The 18090-nt window shown below is 61.3% G+C and carries 15 protein-coding genes, 1 tRNA gene and 1 pseudogene; 6 read left to right on the top strand and 11 right to left on the bottom strand.

Translation table 11 applies throughout. The annotated features are described in order from the left end of the window. Positions 1 to 17 precede the first annotated feature (17 nt). A tRNA-Arg gene (locus tag HWX14_RS32505) sits at positions 18 to 93 on the top strand. A gap of 231 nt (positions 94 to 324) precedes the next feature. After that, positions 325 to 649: pseudogene (locus HWX14_RS32510) on the top strand (helix-turn-helix transcriptional regulator). 175 nt (positions 650 to 824) lie between these two features. On the opposite strand, the gene HWX14_RS32515 reads toward HWX14_RS32510, so the two are convergent. The 3 genes from HWX14_RS32515 to HWX14_RS32525 form a co-directional block, all read right to left on the bottom strand. Next, on the bottom strand, positions 825 to 1679 hold the full coding sequence (locus tag HWX14_RS32515; protein ID WP_175886272.1) for a hypothetical protein: 855 nt from the start codon (positions 1677 to 1679) through the stop codon (positions 825 to 827). Positions 1680 to 1688: 9 nt separating this feature from the next. Then, a complete protein-coding gene (locus HWX14_RS32520; RefSeq protein WP_175886273.1) occupies positions 1689 to 2390 on the bottom strand; it encodes a phospholipase A2 in 702 nt (233 codons plus the stop codon). Between the two features lie 910 nt (positions 2391 to 3300). Continuing rightward, the gene (locus tag HWX14_RS32525; protein WP_175886274.1) at positions 3301 to 3438 is read right to left on the bottom strand and encodes a hypothetical protein; all 138 of its coding nucleotides are present in this window, start codon (positions 3436 to 3438) and stop codon (positions 3301 to 3303) included. 183 nt (positions 3439 to 3621) lie between these two features. Between HWX14_RS32525 and HWX14_RS32530 the strand changes: the two genes are divergently transcribed. After that, complete coding sequence (locus tag HWX14_RS32530) at positions 3622 to 5541, top strand: tetratricopeptide repeat-containing glycosyltransferase family protein (protein ID WP_175886275.1); 1920 nt, start codon at positions 3622 to 3624, stop codon at positions 5539 to 5541. Positions 5542 to 5607: 66 nt separating this feature from the next. Continuing rightward, positions 5608 to 6360, top strand: coding sequence for a WbqC family protein (locus tag HWX14_RS32535; protein ID WP_175886276.1), 753 nt, complete (start codon positions 5608 to 5610; stop codon positions 6358 to 6360). A gap of 107 nt (positions 6361 to 6467) precedes the next feature. On the opposite strand, the gene HWX14_RS32540 is transcribed toward HWX14_RS32535, so the two are convergent. From HWX14_RS32540 to HWX14_RS32575, 8 genes are all read right to left on the bottom strand, one after another. Continuing rightward, positions 6468 to 6881, bottom strand: coding sequence for a hypothetical protein (locus tag HWX14_RS32540; protein ID WP_175886277.1), 414 nt, complete (start codon positions 6879 to 6881; stop codon positions 6468 to 6470). A 495-nt stretch (positions 6882 to 7376) separates the two neighbouring features. Further along, positions 7377 to 8198 carry a methyltransferase domain-containing protein gene (locus HWX14_RS32545; protein WP_175886351.1) on the bottom strand — a complete coding sequence of 274 codons (822 nt, stop codon included), beginning with the start codon at positions 8196 to 8198 and terminating at the stop codon, positions 7377 to 7379. Between the two features lie 103 nt (positions 8199 to 8301). After that, the gene (locus HWX14_RS32550) at positions 8302 to 8766 is read right to left on the bottom strand and encodes a GNAT family N-acetyltransferase (RefSeq protein ID WP_175886278.1); all 465 of its coding nucleotides are present in this window, start codon (positions 8764 to 8766) and stop codon (positions 8302 to 8304) included. Then, on the bottom strand, positions 8763 to 9911 hold the full coding sequence (locus HWX14_RS32555; RefSeq protein ID WP_175886279.1) for a DegT/DnrJ/EryC1/StrS family aminotransferase: 1149 nt from the start codon (positions 9909 to 9911) through the stop codon (positions 8763 to 8765). The genes HWX14_RS32550 and HWX14_RS32555 overlap by 4 nt, the downstream gene beginning before the upstream one ends. A gap of 43 nt (positions 9912 to 9954) precedes the next feature. Further along, positions 9955 to 12294 (bottom strand): tetratricopeptide repeat protein, encoded by a 2340-nt coding sequence (locus HWX14_RS32560; protein WP_175886352.1) that lies wholly within the window; start codon positions 12292 to 12294, stop codon positions 9955 to 9957. 251 nt (positions 12295 to 12545) lie between these two features. Then, entirely contained in the window at positions 12546 to 12845 is a 300-nt protein-coding gene (locus HWX14_RS32565; RefSeq protein WP_175886280.1) for a flagellar protein FliT, read from the bottom strand. 25 nt (positions 12846 to 12870) lie between these two features. Further along, positions 12871 to 14379 carry a flagellar filament capping protein FliD gene (gene fliD / locus HWX14_RS32570; RefSeq protein ID WP_175886281.1) on the bottom strand — a complete coding sequence of 503 codons (1509 nt, stop codon included), beginning with the start codon at positions 14377 to 14379 and terminating at the stop codon, positions 12871 to 12873. Positions 14380 to 14511: 132 nt separating this feature from the next. Next, entirely contained in the window at positions 14512 to 15666 is a 1155-nt protein-coding gene (locus HWX14_RS32575; protein WP_175886282.1) for a flagellin, read from the bottom strand. Between the two features lie 531 nt (positions 15667 to 16197). Here HWX14_RS32575 and rpsU point away from each other — a divergent pair. Both rpsU and HWX14_RS32585 read left to right on the top strand, forming a co-directional pair. Further along, positions 16198 to 16410 (top strand): 30S ribosomal protein S21, encoded by a 213-nt coding sequence (gene rpsU, locus HWX14_RS32580; protein WP_006401410.1) that lies wholly within the window; start codon positions 16198 to 16200, stop codon positions 16408 to 16410. A gap of 401 nt (positions 16411 to 16811) precedes the next feature. After that, positions 16812 to 18050 carry a PepSY-associated TM helix domain-containing protein gene (locus HWX14_RS32585; protein ID WP_175886353.1) on the top strand — a complete coding sequence of 413 codons (1239 nt, stop codon included), beginning with the start codon at positions 16812 to 16814 and terminating at the stop codon, positions 18048 to 18050. Positions 18051 to 18090: the final 40 nt, after the last annotated feature.

Consider the following 18090-nt stretch of genomic DNA (forward strand, 5'->3'; position numbering starts at 1 on the left):
TCGCTTCACTGTCTCACGCGCCCGTAGCTCAATGGATAGAGTACTGCCCTCCGAAGGCAGGGGTTGCTGGTTCGATCCCAGCCGGGCGCGCCAAAAACATGCCTGTTCAGGCGTTCAGCGGTTTCTCCGCATCGTCGTTTTCCCGCTTGCAGTAACATCCCGGCCGATTGGCGTCATGGCGGTTATCGATCGCGTGCGCATCCGGCCCGGCGCAACCCTTCGCTGATCCGGTTCGACGTGCTCGAAGTCCGCCTGAAGACGCCGCTCGAGCCTATCGACCGAAACCAGGAGTAGCCGCATCGCATCGCGCCCGACCATCACCGGATGAGCAAATCACTTTCCGTTCAGATCATCAACGGGCCGGACGGCGCGCCGGCCTTTGTAGTGATCCCCTACGCGGAATACATGGCGCAGCGCAACGAAGAGCGCGACCTGATTCCGCATGCAGTCGTCAGCGCAACGGTCGACGGGGCGACGCCCCTGCGCGTGGCGCGAATATCTCGGGCTGACGCAGGCCGAAGTCGCGACGCGGCTCGGCATCAGCCAGTCCGCCCACGCTCAACAGGAGAGCAGCGAGAAACTGCGCAAGTCGACGCGCGAGAAGATCGCCGCCGCGCTCGGCATCACGGACACGCAGCTCGACGTCTGACGAGCAGTCGACCAGCAGCAAAAAGCCGCCAGGCACTTCGGTGCCGGCGGCTTTTTTTCGTCTATTTCCCGTGCGCCGATTGGGCGCGTTCTGGCACCGCTCAGAGAGAGCGGCCGGCCGGCGGCTCGAGCCCGCAGGTGCGACAGCGCACGGCGGGCCCGTGGTGGTGATCGAATCAGTACCTTATTCCGACAGAGTATCTATCTGGAAACTCGGCAGGCTTTCCGAGAAATACGTTGGGATTTGCTAGGCGCATCATGTCCATTTGCACCGACAAAGCGGATACCAAAGATCGAGTATCAACATTCTCTGCATGAGCAAGAGCATTTAACGCACGCGTATCACCCATAACGCTGGCCAAGGCGTATCCAGCATAGACGCCTTCAGGGGTATTTCCCTCCTTAGCGGCACGGGCTGCAAAAATGTATCCGGCGAATGGCGAGCCGCTTGCCCTGACAAGTCTTTCTGCATTGACTAATCTTTGAGACCATTGGCTATCGGTGCCGGTCTTATTAATCTTGTCAAGAACGCTCTCGCTATCTTTTCCGTAGACCTCCCTCATTAGATAAAAGTAACTCGCCTTAATATTCCCTTGGTCGACAAGATTTCCTAATTCGCTGATGCTCATTTTTTGCGCGGTGATAACATCTTGCGGCATTGGGTATCCATTTTTCACAAGCCAATCGTATTGTTCTGGTTTGGTAAACGCGATGGCGTTCTGATCGAATTTTCCGTAGAAGTCGTCCATAATCAAACGGTCCGATCCGTTAAATGAATTCCGCAAGTCCTCGTCGTTGCGAAAATCTTTGGGCGCTGTTGCTTCAGTGAGTTGATATTTTTTCGGAATGACAATTTCTCCATCTTTCGCCGTCGTTTTGCTGATCGAATCTGCGGCGGGACGAGGGCTGTCGTTTGAAACAATTTCCCGTGCATCTTTTAAAGGTGGCGTGGATTTAATCGTTGATCTATAGCCGAAGTAGCCCAACACTGCTATTGCGAGAACGATCAATATTCCCCATCTGTGTTTCATGGAAACCTCTTAAAAAATACAAAGGCTTGCGCCATAATATTGACCAACTTTATTGCGCATGTAACCAAAAAGCGCGCAAAACCATTGGTCTACTGAGTCTTGATATGGACCGTCACCAAATTTCCGAACGGCGTCAGCATAGTTTCGCGCCGTCGCTTCGCACACTCCGGAACCGCCGCACGTTTGCATCATGTCTCGCTCAAATGCGTCGTCACAGGATTTCTTGCCCCATCTGCTGCCATAACATACGTCGTGATTATTGCATGCATTGGTGAAGTCATATCCGAACGGGGCATTGGGGATGACATGCTTCATCCAGCCATTGGCCGGCCCACACCCATTTTGCAGTGCTGCTGGATTTGGTGTGAAAAAAACTGCCTTTGTAAACGGTTCCTTTTTTCCGACCTTGTTGTCAAGTTTGAATTCACCAATATTTGGCGGATTGGCAAAATTGCAGTTTTTCAGGTCTTGCCTGAGTGATTTAGTAAATTCACATTGAAGTTTAGGGCTGACAGGCATGAAGGCTACACCGAAAACGGTTGGTCCTTTTGCCGGTGGACCTATATCGCCTATAAAATCAATTGTGAACGAGTTGAGGTTTGGTCTGGATGCACTTACATTGATAGTTGGGAGAACCTCTTGTCCATGCGTCACATCGATGCAAAGCAGTGCGCTAAGTAAGAGCAATATTGATGCGAATATGTTCTTCATTTTATCCCGTGGTCATAAAATATTTAAATTTAATGTCACATGAATTACCGAATCTATTTCTATGCTTGATTCGCTCGCCAACGGGTGGCCATGGTGCGGACACCCGCTGACATTGCAAATGCGAATAATTATCATTTGCATTTGTAGGGAAGCTACATCAACACTTGATGGAGGTCAAGTTCTTGGCGGTTACGAATGGAGCGGTGGATCTGAGCGGCTGGCTTGGAGATGAGGTCGTAGTCGTGGCCTGCACGATTACGAGATTCCTTCGATGCCGCCGACCTCGTAGCGCATACGGAGATGCGAAGTCATGCGGCAGGACCGCATGCCGAACAGCCAACCGCAGCCAATCTTGAGTTTGGGACCGGCGCGATTGTGTTTCAGTGGCGACACGGACCTGTCAGAGTCGCTAGGGCGGGACGGTTGCCGCGCGGGGAGAAAGTGCTTAAAGCTGTTTCGCTATATAGCGATGGGGTACAGTGGAATTACAGTTTGGATGAGCTTGGACAGCCCTGATTGACCTTGATTAGCCTTGGTTTTGCCGATTGCGAGTCGTGTAAGGCTTTGATTTTCAAAGGGTCATGGAGTGTCGGTAAAGCTCCGAAGGCAGGGGTTGCTGGTTCGATCCCAGCCGGGCGCGCCAAATAGCCTGATTCCAGGCGTCGAATTTCCCGATCCGTTTTCCTGAAGTCGTCCAAGCGTAGCGTCGTTGCACGCGTATATCGGCATCGCGTCGTCATTTCCCGCACCGTTTCCCCCGCTATTCCCCCGCCGTTTCATTGTTCGAGAATCGCCCGCAACGACTACTCCAAGCGTCGATCGCCGCCGCCGCGAGGGACGTCGATTGCCGCGGCGAAAACGGGGGCGGCACGTCGTTCGATTCGTCGGACAGCAGTGGCTCGTCGTCGAGCTACGGTTCGTCGAGTTCGTGCAGTTCCAGCTCGTGCAGTTCGAGCAGTTCGAGCAGCTCCGGCGGCTGTTCGTCGAGCTGAGCGCACGGCCGGCGCCGCACGGCGAGGCCCGGCCACGCGCGACGCGGCAGACCCATCGCCCGAACAGCCGCGCGGAATGGGCTCAGATCGCCGCATTGCGCGCATGCCCGCTTCGGTAACCTGTCAATCGACGCTCTCCGTGCCGAAACGGTCGCCCGGGCGCGGCACGCGTCGCGCATGCCGGGCCGTCGCCACGACGGCCGGATGCGATGACTGTCCGCCGCCTTGCCCAGCCTTTCATGACGACACCTGCTTCCGACGAATCCGCACCGGTTCAACACGCCGCGGCCCTGTGCCAGAACGGACGGTTTGCCGACGCGCTGTCGCGCATCGCGCCGCTGCTCGAGCAGCCGTCGCCGGCCGTCGCGGCGCTGCACGTCGCAGCCGTCAGCGCGCTCGGCCTGACCCGGCTGGCTGATGCGGAAGCCTGGTGGCGGCGCGCGATCGACGCGATGCCGGCGTTCGAACCGCCCTACGACGGCCTCGGCGCGCTGCTGGTGTCGCAGGGCCGCCTGCCCGAAGCCGAAGCGCTGCTGCGCCGGCAGATCGCGTCGATCACGCCGCTACGCGCGTCGCACCATCACCGGTTCGGCAAGGTGCTCGAAGCGCTCGGCCGGCTCGACGAGGCCGAACAGGCGTTCGGTCACGCACTGCTGATCGAGCCGCAGTCGCCCGACGTGCTGACCGATCTCGGCAACCTGCTTCGCGTGCTCGTCCGGCCGGCGGAGGCGGAGCTCGCGTACCGCCTCGCGATCGCCGTCCGCGCCGACCACGTACTCGCGCACGCGAATCTCGGCGCGATTCTCGTCGACATGCAGCGGTTGCCCGAAGCGGAAGCGGCCAGCCGGCAGACCATTGCGCTGTGTCCGGATCACCCGGAAGCGCATTACAACCTCGGCGTCGCGCTGCAGAACCTCGATCGCCTGCCCGAAGCGGAAGCGGCCTATCGCGACGCGATCCGCTGCCGGCCTGGCCTGCCGCAGGCGCACAACAATCTCGGCTGCGTCCTGCGGGCGCAGGGCCGCCACGATGAAGCGGCCATCGCGTTCGCCGACGCGCTGGCGCTCGCGCCGCAGATGGCCGAGGCGCACTACAACCTCGGCACGACGTTCGCGCATGCGGGCCAGCTCGACGAAGCCGAACGCGCCTACCGCCGCGCGCTCGACCTGCGCGCGGACTACGACGATGCGCGCTTCGGGCTGGCGACGCTGCTGCTCAGCCGCGGACGGTTCGACGAAGGCTGGCGCCGCTACGAATCGCGCTACGAACAGTCGACTTTCGTGCACCGTCGGACCCGCGAGGTGCTGCGGTGCGCGCAGTGGCAAGGCGAGCCGCTGGCCGGCAAGACGCTGCTCGTGTGGCAGGAGGACGGCCTCGGCGACATGCTGCAGTTCAGCCGCTATTTCGCGGAATTTCGCGCGCGGCGGGCGGCGCGTGTGGTGTTTGCGTGCCAGCCCGCGCTGCATCGTCTGATGGCGACGGTCGACGGCGTCGACGCGGTGCTCGATCACGAGACGGCCACCGCTCAGGCCGCGCAATTCGATTACTGGACGAGCCTGTTGAGCGCGCCGATGCACGCCGGCACGACGCTCGACACGATCCCGCCGCCGGTGCGTTTCGTACCCGATCCGGCGCGTGTCGCCCGCTGGGGCGCGCGCCTCGATGCGCTGCCGGCCGGCCCGCGCGTCGGCCTCGTGTGGAAAGGCAACCCGAAGCATCACAACGACGCGCACCGTTCGCTGCCGTCGCTGGCGTTGCTGACGCCGCTGTGGAGCGTGCCGGGCGTGAACTTCGTGAGCCTGCAGAAGGGGCAGGGCGAGGACGAGGCGCGCCAGCCGCCGGGCGGTCTGCCGTTGCTGCACCTGGGCTCGGAGATTGGCGATTTCGCCGATACGGCCGCGATCGTCGCGCAACTCGATCTCGTGGTGTGCGTCGACACGTCCACGGCCCATCTGGCCGCATCGCTCGGCAAGCCCTGCTGGGTGCTGCTGCCGAATCAGGACGTGGACTGGCGCTGGATGCACGATCGCGACGATTCGCCGTGGTATCCGGGCACGATGCGGCTGTTCCGTCGCGGGCGCGGCGACAGCTGGATTCAAATGGCCGAGCGGCTGCGGGCGGCGTTTGCCGCGCATTTCAGAGAGTGCGTCGATGCGTAGCCTGTTTGGCATGCCGCGCCGCTCTCCAGCCATTTTTTGTGCCGTTTGTCCGTCAGGGGTGAGGCGATGAAAGTCGCGATCATGCAACCGTATTTCCTGCCGTATATCGGCTACTTTCAACTGATTGGAGCGGTTGACCGGTTTGTTGTATACGACAACATCAAGTACACGAAGAAGGGGTGGTTCAACCGGAACCGCTTCCTGCTCAACGGCAGCGATGCGCTGTTCAGTATTCCGCTGAAACGAGATGCCGATTCGCTCGATGTTCGTGATCGCGAGGTGTCGTCTGATTACGATCCCGTGAAACTTGCCGCCCAGTTGAAGGGAGCCTATGTTCGTGCGCCGTTCTTTGAGCAAGGATTCAACCTCGTGAGCGCCGTGATCGACTCTGACGAGCCGAACCTGTTCAAGTTCATCAAGCGATCGATCGATGTCGTCGTGGATCGGCTCGGCATCGACACGCGTATCGATGTGTCGTCGTCGATCGACGTTGATCCGTCATTGAAGGGGCAGAGTCGCGTACTCGCGATCTGCGAGTCGCTGGGGGCGACGACGTATGTCAACGCGATCGGCGGTGTTGATTTGTACTCGCACGAAGATTTTGCGGCGCGCGGCATTGATCTGCGGTTTCTCCGGTCGAGGCCGATCGAATACGTTCAGTTCGGGGCGCCGTTCGTTCCCTGGCTGTCGATCGTGGACCTGCTGATGTTCAACTCCGTTGCGGAAGTAAGGGGCATGCTGACGGAATACGATTTGACTCAGGCAGTCCCTGCGGACGGGGTCGCGATGCCCGACGCGGTGCAGCGGGTATCGGGGTGACCGGTCACGGCCGTGTCCTGTCGGGGACGCGGCCGTTCGAGCTGCTGGCCTTGCTTGTGCAGGTAGGGCGATACGCACGCGCGCTGCGTGCACCGTGCAAATTGAGCTTAGTTTACCGGCTGAATTAGGAGCGTCGCCTGTCCGACGTTGTCGCCACAGTAGTCATCGCTGACGTAGGCGAAAACATCGTTGAGGTCGCTGGTCATCAGGATGACGGTGGGTTTGGCCGTGACTGCGGTGCCCCATCGGATGCTTCCGTAGCCGTAGCCGCCTTGCATCATCACGGTATCGATGTTGCAGCCATTATCGAGTGAGCCGCCACCGCAACTCATCGTGTTCGACACAAGAGAGACGGCGTATTGGCCCCTTGCGAGCCTGAATTTTGCCGACGTGCCGCCGGAGACGGTCCCGACGAAGCTGGAAAGGCAATTGGCTTTTGCATCGATCACGACGCTGGTGGCTGCGCTGCACGTCAAAGAAACCATGGCCGTGAGCGCGGTGGCGATCAGTTTGATACGCATCAGTCGAGTTCTCTCAATATTCAATTAGTTGGTATGTGCCCGGCGTTACCGAGAGTGCACCGGAAAACCGGTTTCTCTTGCCTGGATTGCACTTCTTGGCGAAGCGCGATAGGAGGAGGGGAATCCGGTGGTATGCGTCGCGCCCGATGCTTGATTGACGCGCGATACGGTTGCCTCGCCCCGGCAGCGATTCAGGCCCGTGGCGTAAGTGTCGGCGAAATGCACAAACGTCGATTCCTTTCGGAATTGCATTCGTTGCATGACACCATACCTACTTTTGCTATAACGGTAGTTCTGTCCCGGAATTTAGGTTTTGCTTGTAATTGCGCAGATAAACCGGAGAGCGTCGGTCGCCACCCGACGTCGAGTGCGTTGCCTGCTTCGGAAGCTGGCATTCGATTCCCGGCCACGCATTGCCCGCCGGTATGCGCGGGTCGTCCTGTCAGCTCACGTGAAGGACGGGGCATCGATACATTTCGTCACATGCAGGCCGATCTAGAATCCCTTCCAGTAGTCGACGAATCCTTCCTTGTAATGGAACCACGTGGTCTGGAGTTCGCGATTGATCGATGCGACCGTTTCGCCGATATGTGCGCATTTGTCGCGAAGCAGAACCCAGCACTTGGCCTGAGGACAGTAGAGTGATGCCCGATAGCCCCATTGCTCCATCAGGATGGTCATACTTCGATTGGTATGAAAGGCGGTATGCACGGGAGGGCGCAAGTAGAACCATTCCGGGTCGTTCGGTACGCGTTCACAGACGACGGTATGGATGACCAGTGCGCCGTCGCGATCGACCATGTCATGTACGAAATCGAGATCGCTTCGGTGCAGGACATGCTCGAACATCGCCGAATTGATCACGGTCTTGTAGCGACCGAGGTTGGATGGATCGATATATCTGCCCGAGCCGTCGTTTTTCACGTAGAGATCGAAGATCGGCAGTTCAAGATCGTAGTACTTCGCCAGAACGTTGCTCAATGTACCGTACCCGGCAGCATAGTCGACCATGTTGTCCAAACGAATCACGCCGTTCTTTCCGAGCAGGGCGAGCATCATCGCTTGTTCGGCGTACGGCGGCTGGTTGCCCTTCGTTTCGTTGGCGGGATTCTCGATGTAGTGATGAAACTGGCGATTCAATTCGCTCCATTTCTCGGCCGGCAGCGATTGATGTGTACCGGACCAAACGAAGCCGCATTGCCGACATTTGTGATAGTCGACCTTGCCGATTGAGCTCATGAAGTCGGAAAGAGGTCGCTCGGTATAGGTCTTCGAGAAATAGTAGTCGCCTTCGGCGTCGCAAATCATGCACTTCATTTTGTCGCGCTCTCTTTCTGCTGAGTGATGCGATAGGCGGCCGCTGGGTGGCGGAGCCGTGTTCAGTGACACCGGGCTTCGGGCGTACCGGGTTAGAGAAATGTCACAACATGCGTTCGAGCACGATAGCGTCCGATCGCGCATCGATTGGTTTGAAACCCAGCCGCGCGTAAAAGTCGCGAGCGCCGGGATTGTCCGGATGCACCTCGAGGCGGCATCGCAGGAAACCTCGTGCATGGGCGAGTTCGAGGGTTCTGGTAAGCAGGCGTTCGCCAAGACCAGTACGGCGGCGCGTCGGCGATACAAGGATCAGGGTCACGTACAGTATTCGCGTCGCGTAGTCGTTACAGTAGAACGCGACGAAACCGTGACAGATGCCATCTATTCCTTCGGCGATGAACTCGGCGCGCGTCTCCAGTTTTTCGAGATAAGCGGGTAGCGCGGTACGGATGAAGTCCGCGTTTCGCACCTGTTCCTGCTTGATCAGATCGCGAATCGAGCTGAATGCGATGGCGCTGGAAGTGCATGAGGACGACCGCGACAGGTCACTGATTGCCGCCGACGTCACGCGCGCTCCTTGATGACCTTCACGATTCGTTCGACGTCTTCGTCGCGCAGTGCCGGGTAGATCGGAAGGCACAGCACGCGCTCGGATGCGTGTGCGGCGGCTGGCAGCAGCGACTTGTGCGCCGACGGCAACCCGCGATACATCGGAAATTCCGAGATGAGCGGGTAGAAGTAACGGCGCACATAAATTTCGTGTGCACGAAGCTTGCTATAGAGCGCGTCGCGGCTGATCGGATATTCGTCGTCGACGAGAATCGGAAAGTACGAGTAGTTGTGTCGTACGTCGTCGCCGTGCTCGATGCATCGAAGTCCACGCAACCCGCTCAGTTGCTCGCGATACATGGCATCGATGTGCGCGCGACGCTCGATTGCCGTATCGACATGCTGAAGTTGCAGCAATCCGAATGCCGCGTTGATCTCGCTCATCTTGCCGTTGATGCCGGGCGCGACGACCGTGACTTCGTCGACGAACCCGAAATTCTTCAAGTGATCGATGCGTTGCTTCGTTTTCGCATCGGGACAGATGATCGCGCCTCCTTCAAAGGTATTGAATACCTTGGTCGCGTGGAAACTCAGTACCGATAGATCGCCATGCCGCAACAGACTGCCCGTCGGCGTGTGAACACCGAACGCGTGTGCTGCATCGTAAATCACGCGCAAGTTGTAGTTGTCCGCGATTTTTTGGATCGCTTCGACGTCGCATGGCCGGCCGTAGCAGTGCACCGGCATGATCGCGGTCGTTTGCGGTGTGATGGCGGCTTCGATCTTCGCAGGATCCAGATTCAGCGAATCGGGGTCCACGTCGACGAACACGGGTTTGATGCCGTTCCACAGCAACGAGTGCGCAGTCGCGACGAACGAGTATGGCGTCGTGATCACTTCGCCGGTGATTCTTAGCGCCTGCAGCGCGGTGACGAGCGCGAGCGTACCGTTCGCGAAAAGCGATAGGTGAGGCACGTCGAGGTAGTCGCATAGTGCCCGTTCGAATTGCTGGTGAAACGGGCCGCCATTGGTGAGAACCCGGCTATCCCAGATCTGTTGGAGGTACGGTATGAATTCGTCGAGTGGCGGCAGGTACGGTTGCGTGACGTAGATGCTGTCGCGCGGCAGTTGTGCGACGGACGAGGCGGGAAGGCTGGCGGTCATGATGTCCATTTCCCCAAGTACATGTGTGTTCTACGCGAATCGGTCACGCGGGCCGGGAGACATCGTCCGGCGTGGCCGGCACGGCGTCGAACGAGACGGGCGGTTCGCCCGTGCACCATCGTGCCCACATGGTGCGCCATGCGGTGGACAAACCGGCTGCAATTGTCGCGGGCTGGAATGCCGGCGATGCCAGGCAGCGTTCACGCATCGAGGCGCGCAATGCGCTCAGTCGGCCGAGATCCTTCGATAGCGCGAGCGAGCGGTCGACAAAGTCATCGGCGTCATTCGAGATGAACTCGTCGAGTCCGAGATGACTCAACCACGCTTCGCTGCCTCGGCTCGGCAGTTTGCGTCCCGAGATCGTGACGGTTGGCACGCCCATCCAGAGTGCATTGAGCGTCGTGGTCGAGCCTGCATACGGGAAGGTATCGAGACAGATATCCACGTGGTGATGCTGCTGTAGATAGACTGCGGTCTGGGCGCGCGGCTGAAATGTGAGTCGTTGCGCGGAGATGCCTTCCGCGGCAAACCAGTCGACGTATGTGCGTTGGTCCCGGTCCTGCCCGATCGCGCCGATCACCATCCGTGCCAGCGGATCGGCGCGCAAGACTTTGGCCCACAGCGCGATCACTTCGGGGCGCAACTTGTTTAGGCGGTTGAAGCTTCCGTACGTGACGTGTCCGGCATGCAGCGCTGGCAACCCATTGACCGGCGGGCAATGCGGCGGCGGTGAGAATGGCGCGACGGCGGGCAGGCGCACGAGTTTTTCAACGAACTGCGAGTCGAGCAAGCCAGGCGGAGAGAAAAAGCGATCGCTCAGGACATAATCGACCGAGTTCAGGCCAGTCGTTCCGGGATAGCCAATCCATGATGCCTGGACGGGAGCCGGCTTGCGGGCAAATACCGGCAGACGGTTGTGGCCGGTATGGCCGGACAGGTCGATCAGGATATCGATGCCGTCGCGTCGAATCTTGTCGGCAAAGGCGTCGTCGTTAAGTACGGTGGCGTCGGTCCAGGAGTCTGCCTGCTCACGCAACGTTGCCGTTACATGATCCTCGAACAGGTGATTGGAATAGAAGTGCAGCGACAGGCTGGGATCGTCCGCGAGATAGCGGACGGTAGGGGCGAGATACGACGAGACCGCGTGATTAAATAGGTCGCCGGAAACGAGACCTACGCACAGCTTACGGCGCGGGTCCCGCCGGTTAGTATGGCGTATGGGCTTGACGCGCGCCTCGTGCAGTTTCCCGAATGCACGATGTTCGCGCATCAACAATTCATCGTCGATTGAATTGTCATGAATCAAGCAGAACAGCAGGCTGCTGTGCGTGATGCTGTCCATCGGATTGATTTCGATCGCGCGCCGAAGCCACTGAATGGCTTCGATCGATGCGCCTTGATCGAGCAACAGGAAGCCGAGTGCAGAATGCATCGACGCGACCTGCGGCGCCAGTTCGACAGCGCGACGGCATGCCGCAATCGCTTCGTCATGCCGACGTAGGCTATGCAGGACAAGGCCGAGAATACGGTGGCCTTCCGCGTTGTCAGGCTGCATCGCAATGATGTGCCGACATTGCGTTTCCGCCTCGGTTGATCGGTCTGCCGTGCGTAGTGCCTCGGCTAGCAGCGTGCGCGTCATCAGGTCGTGAGGCTCGCGCTTGATCAGTTCATAACCGGCGTCGATGGTTTCGCGGTAGCGGTGATCACGATACAACGAGACGGTAAGTGCCCGCCAACTCGCTGCGTCCGTCGGATATGCTGCGACCAGTTCTCTGGCGAGTGCGATCGCTTCGCTGTTGCGTCCTCTGTTGAACAGCGCCGTGTGAGCTTGCAGTTTGCGCTGCGGCACTCGATGAAGAACCGTATGCGTCGTCGTCGGCGATATCGTCTGCGTGGCGTCGTTGACGGTCAGTGTCACCAAGGATACGTCCAGCGTCGCGGGCGCGGGCGAGGCTGGTGCGGTCGGGAGCACGACAGACGGCGTGGCCATCTGCGCGATCAGACCATCAAGCGCGGGACCGTGTACGCCTCGCTGCTGCGCCATTTCCACCGCAATCCAAGCGGCCTGCGTCTGGTCGCTGCGATACAGCGCGTTGATGTAGCCGATCCAGTAGTTGCCGTTGTTCGGTGCCGTTCCGAGTGCGACTTCAAAGTGCGAAACAGCTGATTCGGGATTGCCCGTGTCGACCTTTAGGATTGCAAGGTTGTAATTCGTGTCGCCGTGCTTGGGTAGCGCGCCGAGTATCGCTTCATACAACGCCTTTGCATCATCAAGTGCGCCGGCATGGTGACGCTCGATAGCGCTTTGCAGGACGAGTGCAATATCGTGCTCGAACTGTTGGTCGGATGCCGGCGCGGCGACGGGCGAATCGGACGAGGACATGATGATGGTCACGGGAAATCGGTCGTTATCATTATCTGCAGTGTGGTGGCAAGCCAATGCAGCGAGATGACGCCAAAAGCCGCGCCAGTTTGCTTGATTGGCGTGTTGGCGGTGCGGGCCGTCGTGCTATGACGAAAAAAACGCCCGCACGAGGCGGGCGGGGAGGCGAACGAGCACGCCCTCACATCAGCGCGTAGTTCTTGTTGTCGGGTGGGCGGCGCGTGCGTGCCGGGCACGCCGCGCGGCGGGTCTTAGCGGTTCGCGATGCTCTGGTACTGGCCGACGGCCTGCACGCGGCTCATCGCCGCCTGGTATTCGTCGGTCAGTTCCTGCTGCGCGCGTTGCGCGTCGGCGAAGATGCGGTCGTTGCTGGTCTGGATGCGGCGGATCGCGGCGATGCCGACGGGCGGCTGGTCGGCCGAGAGCAGCGCGATGAGCGAGCCGCGCGCATCGACGAGGCGCACGGCCTCGGCCCAGTCGGCCATCGCGGCCGCGTGTTCGATCGCGTCGGTGAACGCGTCGATCTGCGCAATCAGTTCGGTCTGTTCCATCTGGGCTCTCCGGTCCGGCTAGCGGTCAGCTCTTGTTGTTCGCCAGCGCGCCGCCGCTGTTCGCGCCGCCGAACAACTGGGTCAGGTATTGCGAGTTGCTGTTCATCGTCGCCATCAGCGTATTGAGCGCGGTGAACTGCGCCTGGTACTGGCTCGTGAGCTGTGCCGCGTAGTTCGACAGCGTCGTCTGCTGCTGGGCGACGTTCTTCAGATCGTTGCTGAGCGCGGTCGTGCGCGCGGCGATCAGCCCGTTCGTCTTCGTGTAGTTCGTGATGTTCGTCGTCAACTGCTCGCCGATCCCGTTGGTCGAGTTGAACAGCGACGCGACACCAGTCGGATTGTTCTGCAGCGCGCCGTTGAGCGCCGTGCTGTCGACCTGCAGCGTGCCGTCGGCCTGCAGCGTGACGCCGATCGACGCGAGGTTGACCGTCGAGCCGTTGCTGGTCACGCCGCTCGCGACGATCGACGCGAGTGCGTTCTTGATCGTGTTCAGCGTCGAGTCGCCGAGCAGCGGGCCTTGCGACGACGAGCCGGACGTGAAGCTCGACAGCGAGCCCATCGTCGTGACGAGCGTGTTGTAGAGCGTCGCGAAGTTGTTGATCGCGGCGGCCTGGGATTTCGTGTCGGTGGCGACCGTCAGCGTTTGCGGTTGCGTGGCGCTGACGGCGGCGCTGGTCAGGTTCAGCGTGACGCCGGTGATCGCGCTCGTCACGGTGTTGCTCGCGCTGGTGCCGGCGATCCCGTTGATCGTGAACGCGGCGTCCTGCGCGGCCGTGCTCTGCTTCCACGCGGCGCTGCCGTTCGCGGACGTGATCGTCGACTGGCCGCCCGTCGTGCTGGCCGTCGACGTGACGCCGAGGCTGGACAGGCCGTTGTCGCCGGCGACGTTGCTGAGCGCGACGCCGATCGTGCTCGCCGCGCCGGTCGGCGTCGAGCTGAGCACGAGGTGGGCGCCGTCGCTGCCGTTGACGACCGATGCGACGATGCCCGGGTTGCCGGTCGCGGTGTTGATCGCGGCGGCGATGCCGGACAGCGTGTTGTTGGTGCTGTTCACGTCGACCGTGAACGACTGGCTGCCGAGCGACAGCGTCATCGTGCCGGTGCCGAGCGCGGTCGACGCGCCGAACGCGGCCGACGACAGCGACTGCGACGTCGCGATCTGCGTGACGCCGACCGAATAGCTGCCGGCCACTGCGCCGGCACCCGCGGTCGCGGTGAGGCCGGTGCCGCTCGCGGTCGCGGTGAAGGTGTTCTGCAGCGAGCCGTTCGACAGCGTCGTGAGGCTCGCCTGCAGTGCGCTCAGCGCGGCCGACAGCGCGCCGTACGCGGAAATCTGGGTGTTGTCGCTGCTTTGCTGCGCGTTGAGCGCGGCGGCCTGGCCGGCGGTCTTCGCGTTGACGAGTGCCGTCACGAGCGAGTTGACGTCCATCGACGAGTTGCCGGTCGAACCGCTGATGATCGATTGGGCAGCCTGTTGCAGCTGGCTGTTGGCCGAATTGTTGGCGGCAGTGACGGCGGAATTGATCGTCGACATCGTAGTGCTCCGTGCGGCGGGTGATCCGTGGAATTCTGGGTGAAGACCTGGCGGCGGAGCGGGGCCCCGCGCGCCAAGTGACTGCGGCCGGGCCGCGCGTTACGCGGGGCCCGGCCGTCGGTTGCTACGCGATTACTGCAGGAGCTTCAGGACCTGCTGCGGCAGCGAGTTCGCCTGTGCGAGCACCGAGATGCCAGCTTGTTGCAGCACCTGGTTCTTCGACATGTTCGCGGTTTCCTGCGCGAAGTTCGCGTCGGTGATCTGCGACTGTGCCGACGACAGGTCGGTCGATTCTGCCTGCTGCGACGTGGCGATTGCCGTGAAGCGGTTTTGTGCCGCGCCGAGTGCCGCCTGCACGTTGTTCACCGTCTGCAGCGCGTTGTCGATCGACACCATCGCGACGTTCGCCCCGCTGACGGTGCTGATGTCGAGGCCCGACACGGTCTTCGGAGTGTTGACCGCGTTGATCTGCGCGATCGCGTTATTGATCGCCGTGAGTTGAGCGGAGGTCGTGCCAGCACCCGTTGCGCCGGCCTGCAGCGACAGTGCGCCAACTTGGGTGCCCGTGCCGGCGGTTGCGTTGGCACCGAACACTGCTTGCGCGACCGTTGCCGTGATGCTTTGGCCGTTCTGGTCGGTGAACGAATAGCCGCCCTTGCCGTCGGAAATCACGTTGATCGCGGAGATCGTTGCGGTAGCCGACGTGTATGCGCCTGCGGCGTCGAGGTTCAGACCCGTCACCGTACCCACCGTCTGGCCCTTCTGCACCAGGCCGCCGCCGATCTTCGCAGCCGACATGCTTTGGCTCAGGTCCAGCGAAATCGTCTGGCCGACGTTCGCGCCGACCTGGAACGACACGATGCCTGCCGAGCCGTCGAGAATGTTCGTGCCGTTGTACGTCGTTTGCGACGCGATACGGTTCACTTCCTGGATCTGCTGCGAAACTTCCTGTTGCAGCGCTGCCTGGTCGGTCGTGGACATCGTGCCCGTCGACGCCTGGACGGCCAGCTGGCGGATACGCTGCAGGCTGTTCGTCAGCGACGACAGTGCGCTCGATGCCGTTTGAATCATCGACACGCCGTCGTTGGCGTTCGACACGCCCTGGTTCAGACCGTTGATCTGGGTCTGCATCCGGGTCGAGATCGCGAGGCCTGCCGCGTCGTCCGCTGCGCTGTTGATGCGCTTGCCCGACGACAGGCGCGTGATGGCCTGGGACAGGGCGTTCTGCGAGCCGTTGAGGTTCTGCTGTGCAACCAGCGAGTTGATGTTGCTGTTAATTCCGAGCATGGAAAATCTCCTGTTTAAGCCGAAAGCCCTGGAAAGCCGTTTTGGCGTCGGCGGAAGCACTCGTTCATTGCTGGCCGCCTCAGAGCAGGATTTCGGCGTACCAAAACAAAACTTGAGGGGCACTTGGAGATTCGGCCCGAATTTTTATCCTTCTTTGTCATTTCGGACCGGGCCCGGCGCGACGCCGGGATTAAACGGGGGCAGAAACCGGCCCGGCACGGTCCCGGCACTCAGTCGTGACGCTGTGCACACACGACCGACAAAAGGGTGGTTTTGTCTGTGATTCCCTGCTATGATGGCGGGCTGAATTGAGATTTTCTGTCACGCCTTTGCCGGTTTCGGCATGTCTGCTGGCAGTCAAACGCGGCGCTGCACGCGGTTGTGAAGCGTACTCGCGGTGCTTTCCGCCTCTCTTTTCCGGCCTCCGAGGCCGTATTTCCGCTCGTTTCGCCTGTTGTGGGGACGCTCGGATGGCCGGTGCGTGGCGCTTGGCCGCTACGTTTTTGACCGTTTAAGCAATTTAGGAACGACATGACGACGATTCTTCTGAAAGAAAACGAGCCGTTCGAAGTGGCGATTCGCCGCTTTCGTCGCGCTATCGAAAAAAATGGCCTGATCGCTGAACTGCGTGAGCGCCAGTCTTACGAAAAGCCGACCGCAGTCCGCAAGCGCAAGAAGGCAGCAGCCGTCAAGCGCCTGCACAAGCGCCTGCGCAGCCAGATGCTGCCGAAGAAGCTCCACTAAGAGCGTCTGACGGTTCGCCGCGAAACGGCGGAGTGTGCCTCGAAAGAGGCCGCTCCGCCGTTTTGCTTTTGCGGGCCGGGAAAATCCCGGGGCCGTTGCGGCGGGTCCGTTCCCGCGGACTGTCGAGGCCCGGCGACAGGCGTCCGGCGGTCGAGTGCCAGCGCGCGTGCTCGCTCGTGCGAAAAATGCGAGTAAGAATCATTCGCATTGAGTTAAAATGTCGCGGATCGTATCAAAACTCGCCGAACGCGCAACAATCCATGCCGCATGCAAGCGCATCCGGCGTTGCCTTGCCTGACCGGCCGGATGACCGTTGCGCGGCGCCCGACATCAATGAACTGCCTCCCGTCGAATCGGGGCCGCCGCTCGTGCCGGCCCGCTTTCCGTTCGCTGCGCACGCGATGAATGCGTTCCTGCGACCATTTCTCGTGCGCCTGCACCGCTGGTTCGGGCTCGCCATCGCGCTGTTCCTGTTCGTCGCGGGGCTCACCGGCGCGCTGATTGCGTGGGACCATGAACTCGACGCGGCGCTGAACCCGGATTTCTATACCGCGCGCAGCGGCGCGGCGCCGCTGGCGCCGCTCGAACTCGCGGCGCGCATCGAGGCCGCCGATCCGCGCGTGCAGGTGACCTATCTGCCGCTCGCGATCGAACCGGGGCACACGCTGCAGGCGGGCGTGATGCCGCGCACCGATCCGGCGACCGGCCGGCCGTACGCACTCGGTTTCAGCCAGGTCGCCGTCGATCCCGCGACCGGCGCGGTGCAGGGCCGCCGCGAATGGGGCGTGCTGTCGCTCGCGCGGCTCGACCTGATGCCGTTCATCTACCGGCTGCACTACTCGCTGTTCCTGCCCGTGTACGGCGGGATCAACTTCGGGTTCTGGGTGATGGGCGTCGTCGGTATCGTATGGGCGATCGACAGCCTGATCGCGCTCGTGCTCGCGTTTCCGAACCTGAAAAGCTGGCGCAAGTCGTTCGCGTTCCGCGTGCGGCGCGGCGGCTATCCGCTCGTGTTCGACCTGCACCGCTCGGGCGGCGTGTGGGTGTGGGGGCTGCTGCTGGTCGTGGCGATCACATCGATCTCGATGAACCTCGCGGTTCCCGTCGTGCGCCCGCTGGTCTCGCTGGTTTCGCCGCTCGCCGAAACGCCGTACACGAATCCCGAACATTTCCCGCCGGCGCCGCCGGGCAGCCAGGTGCTGCCGCGCGAGCGGATCGTCGAGATCGCGCGCTCGGCGGGCCGCGACGCGGGGATCGCCGCGCCGCCGGGTGCGCTGCTGTTCGCTCCGGCGATGAACGCGTACGCGGTCGGGTTCTTCACGCCAGGCAACGACCATGGCGACGTCGGGCTCGGCAACGCGTGGCTGTACTGGAATGCGGTGACCGGCAAGCCCGTCGCGACGCAGGTACCGGGCCGCGGTTCGGCCGGCGACCTGTTCATGCAGGCGCAGTTTCCGCTGCACTCGGGGCGGATCGCCGGTGTCGCCGGACGTGTCGCGGTGAGCGTGCTCGGCATCGTGATCGCGATGCTGAGCGTGACGGGCGTCTGCATCTGGGTGAAGAAGCGCAGCGCACGCGTGCGGGCTGCGCGGAGCGCGCGGCCGGCCGTGCCGGTGGCGTCGTCGCGCGCCGCGCGGTAGGGCCAAGCGGCAAGTAGCAAGTAGCAAGTAGCAAGTAGCG

Origin of the sequence: Burkholderia sp. BCC0044, assembly GCF_902832955.1 — a bacterium.
In the GTDB taxonomy this organism is placed as follows: Bacteria; Pseudomonadota; Gammaproteobacteria; order Burkholderiales; family Burkholderiaceae; genus Burkholderia.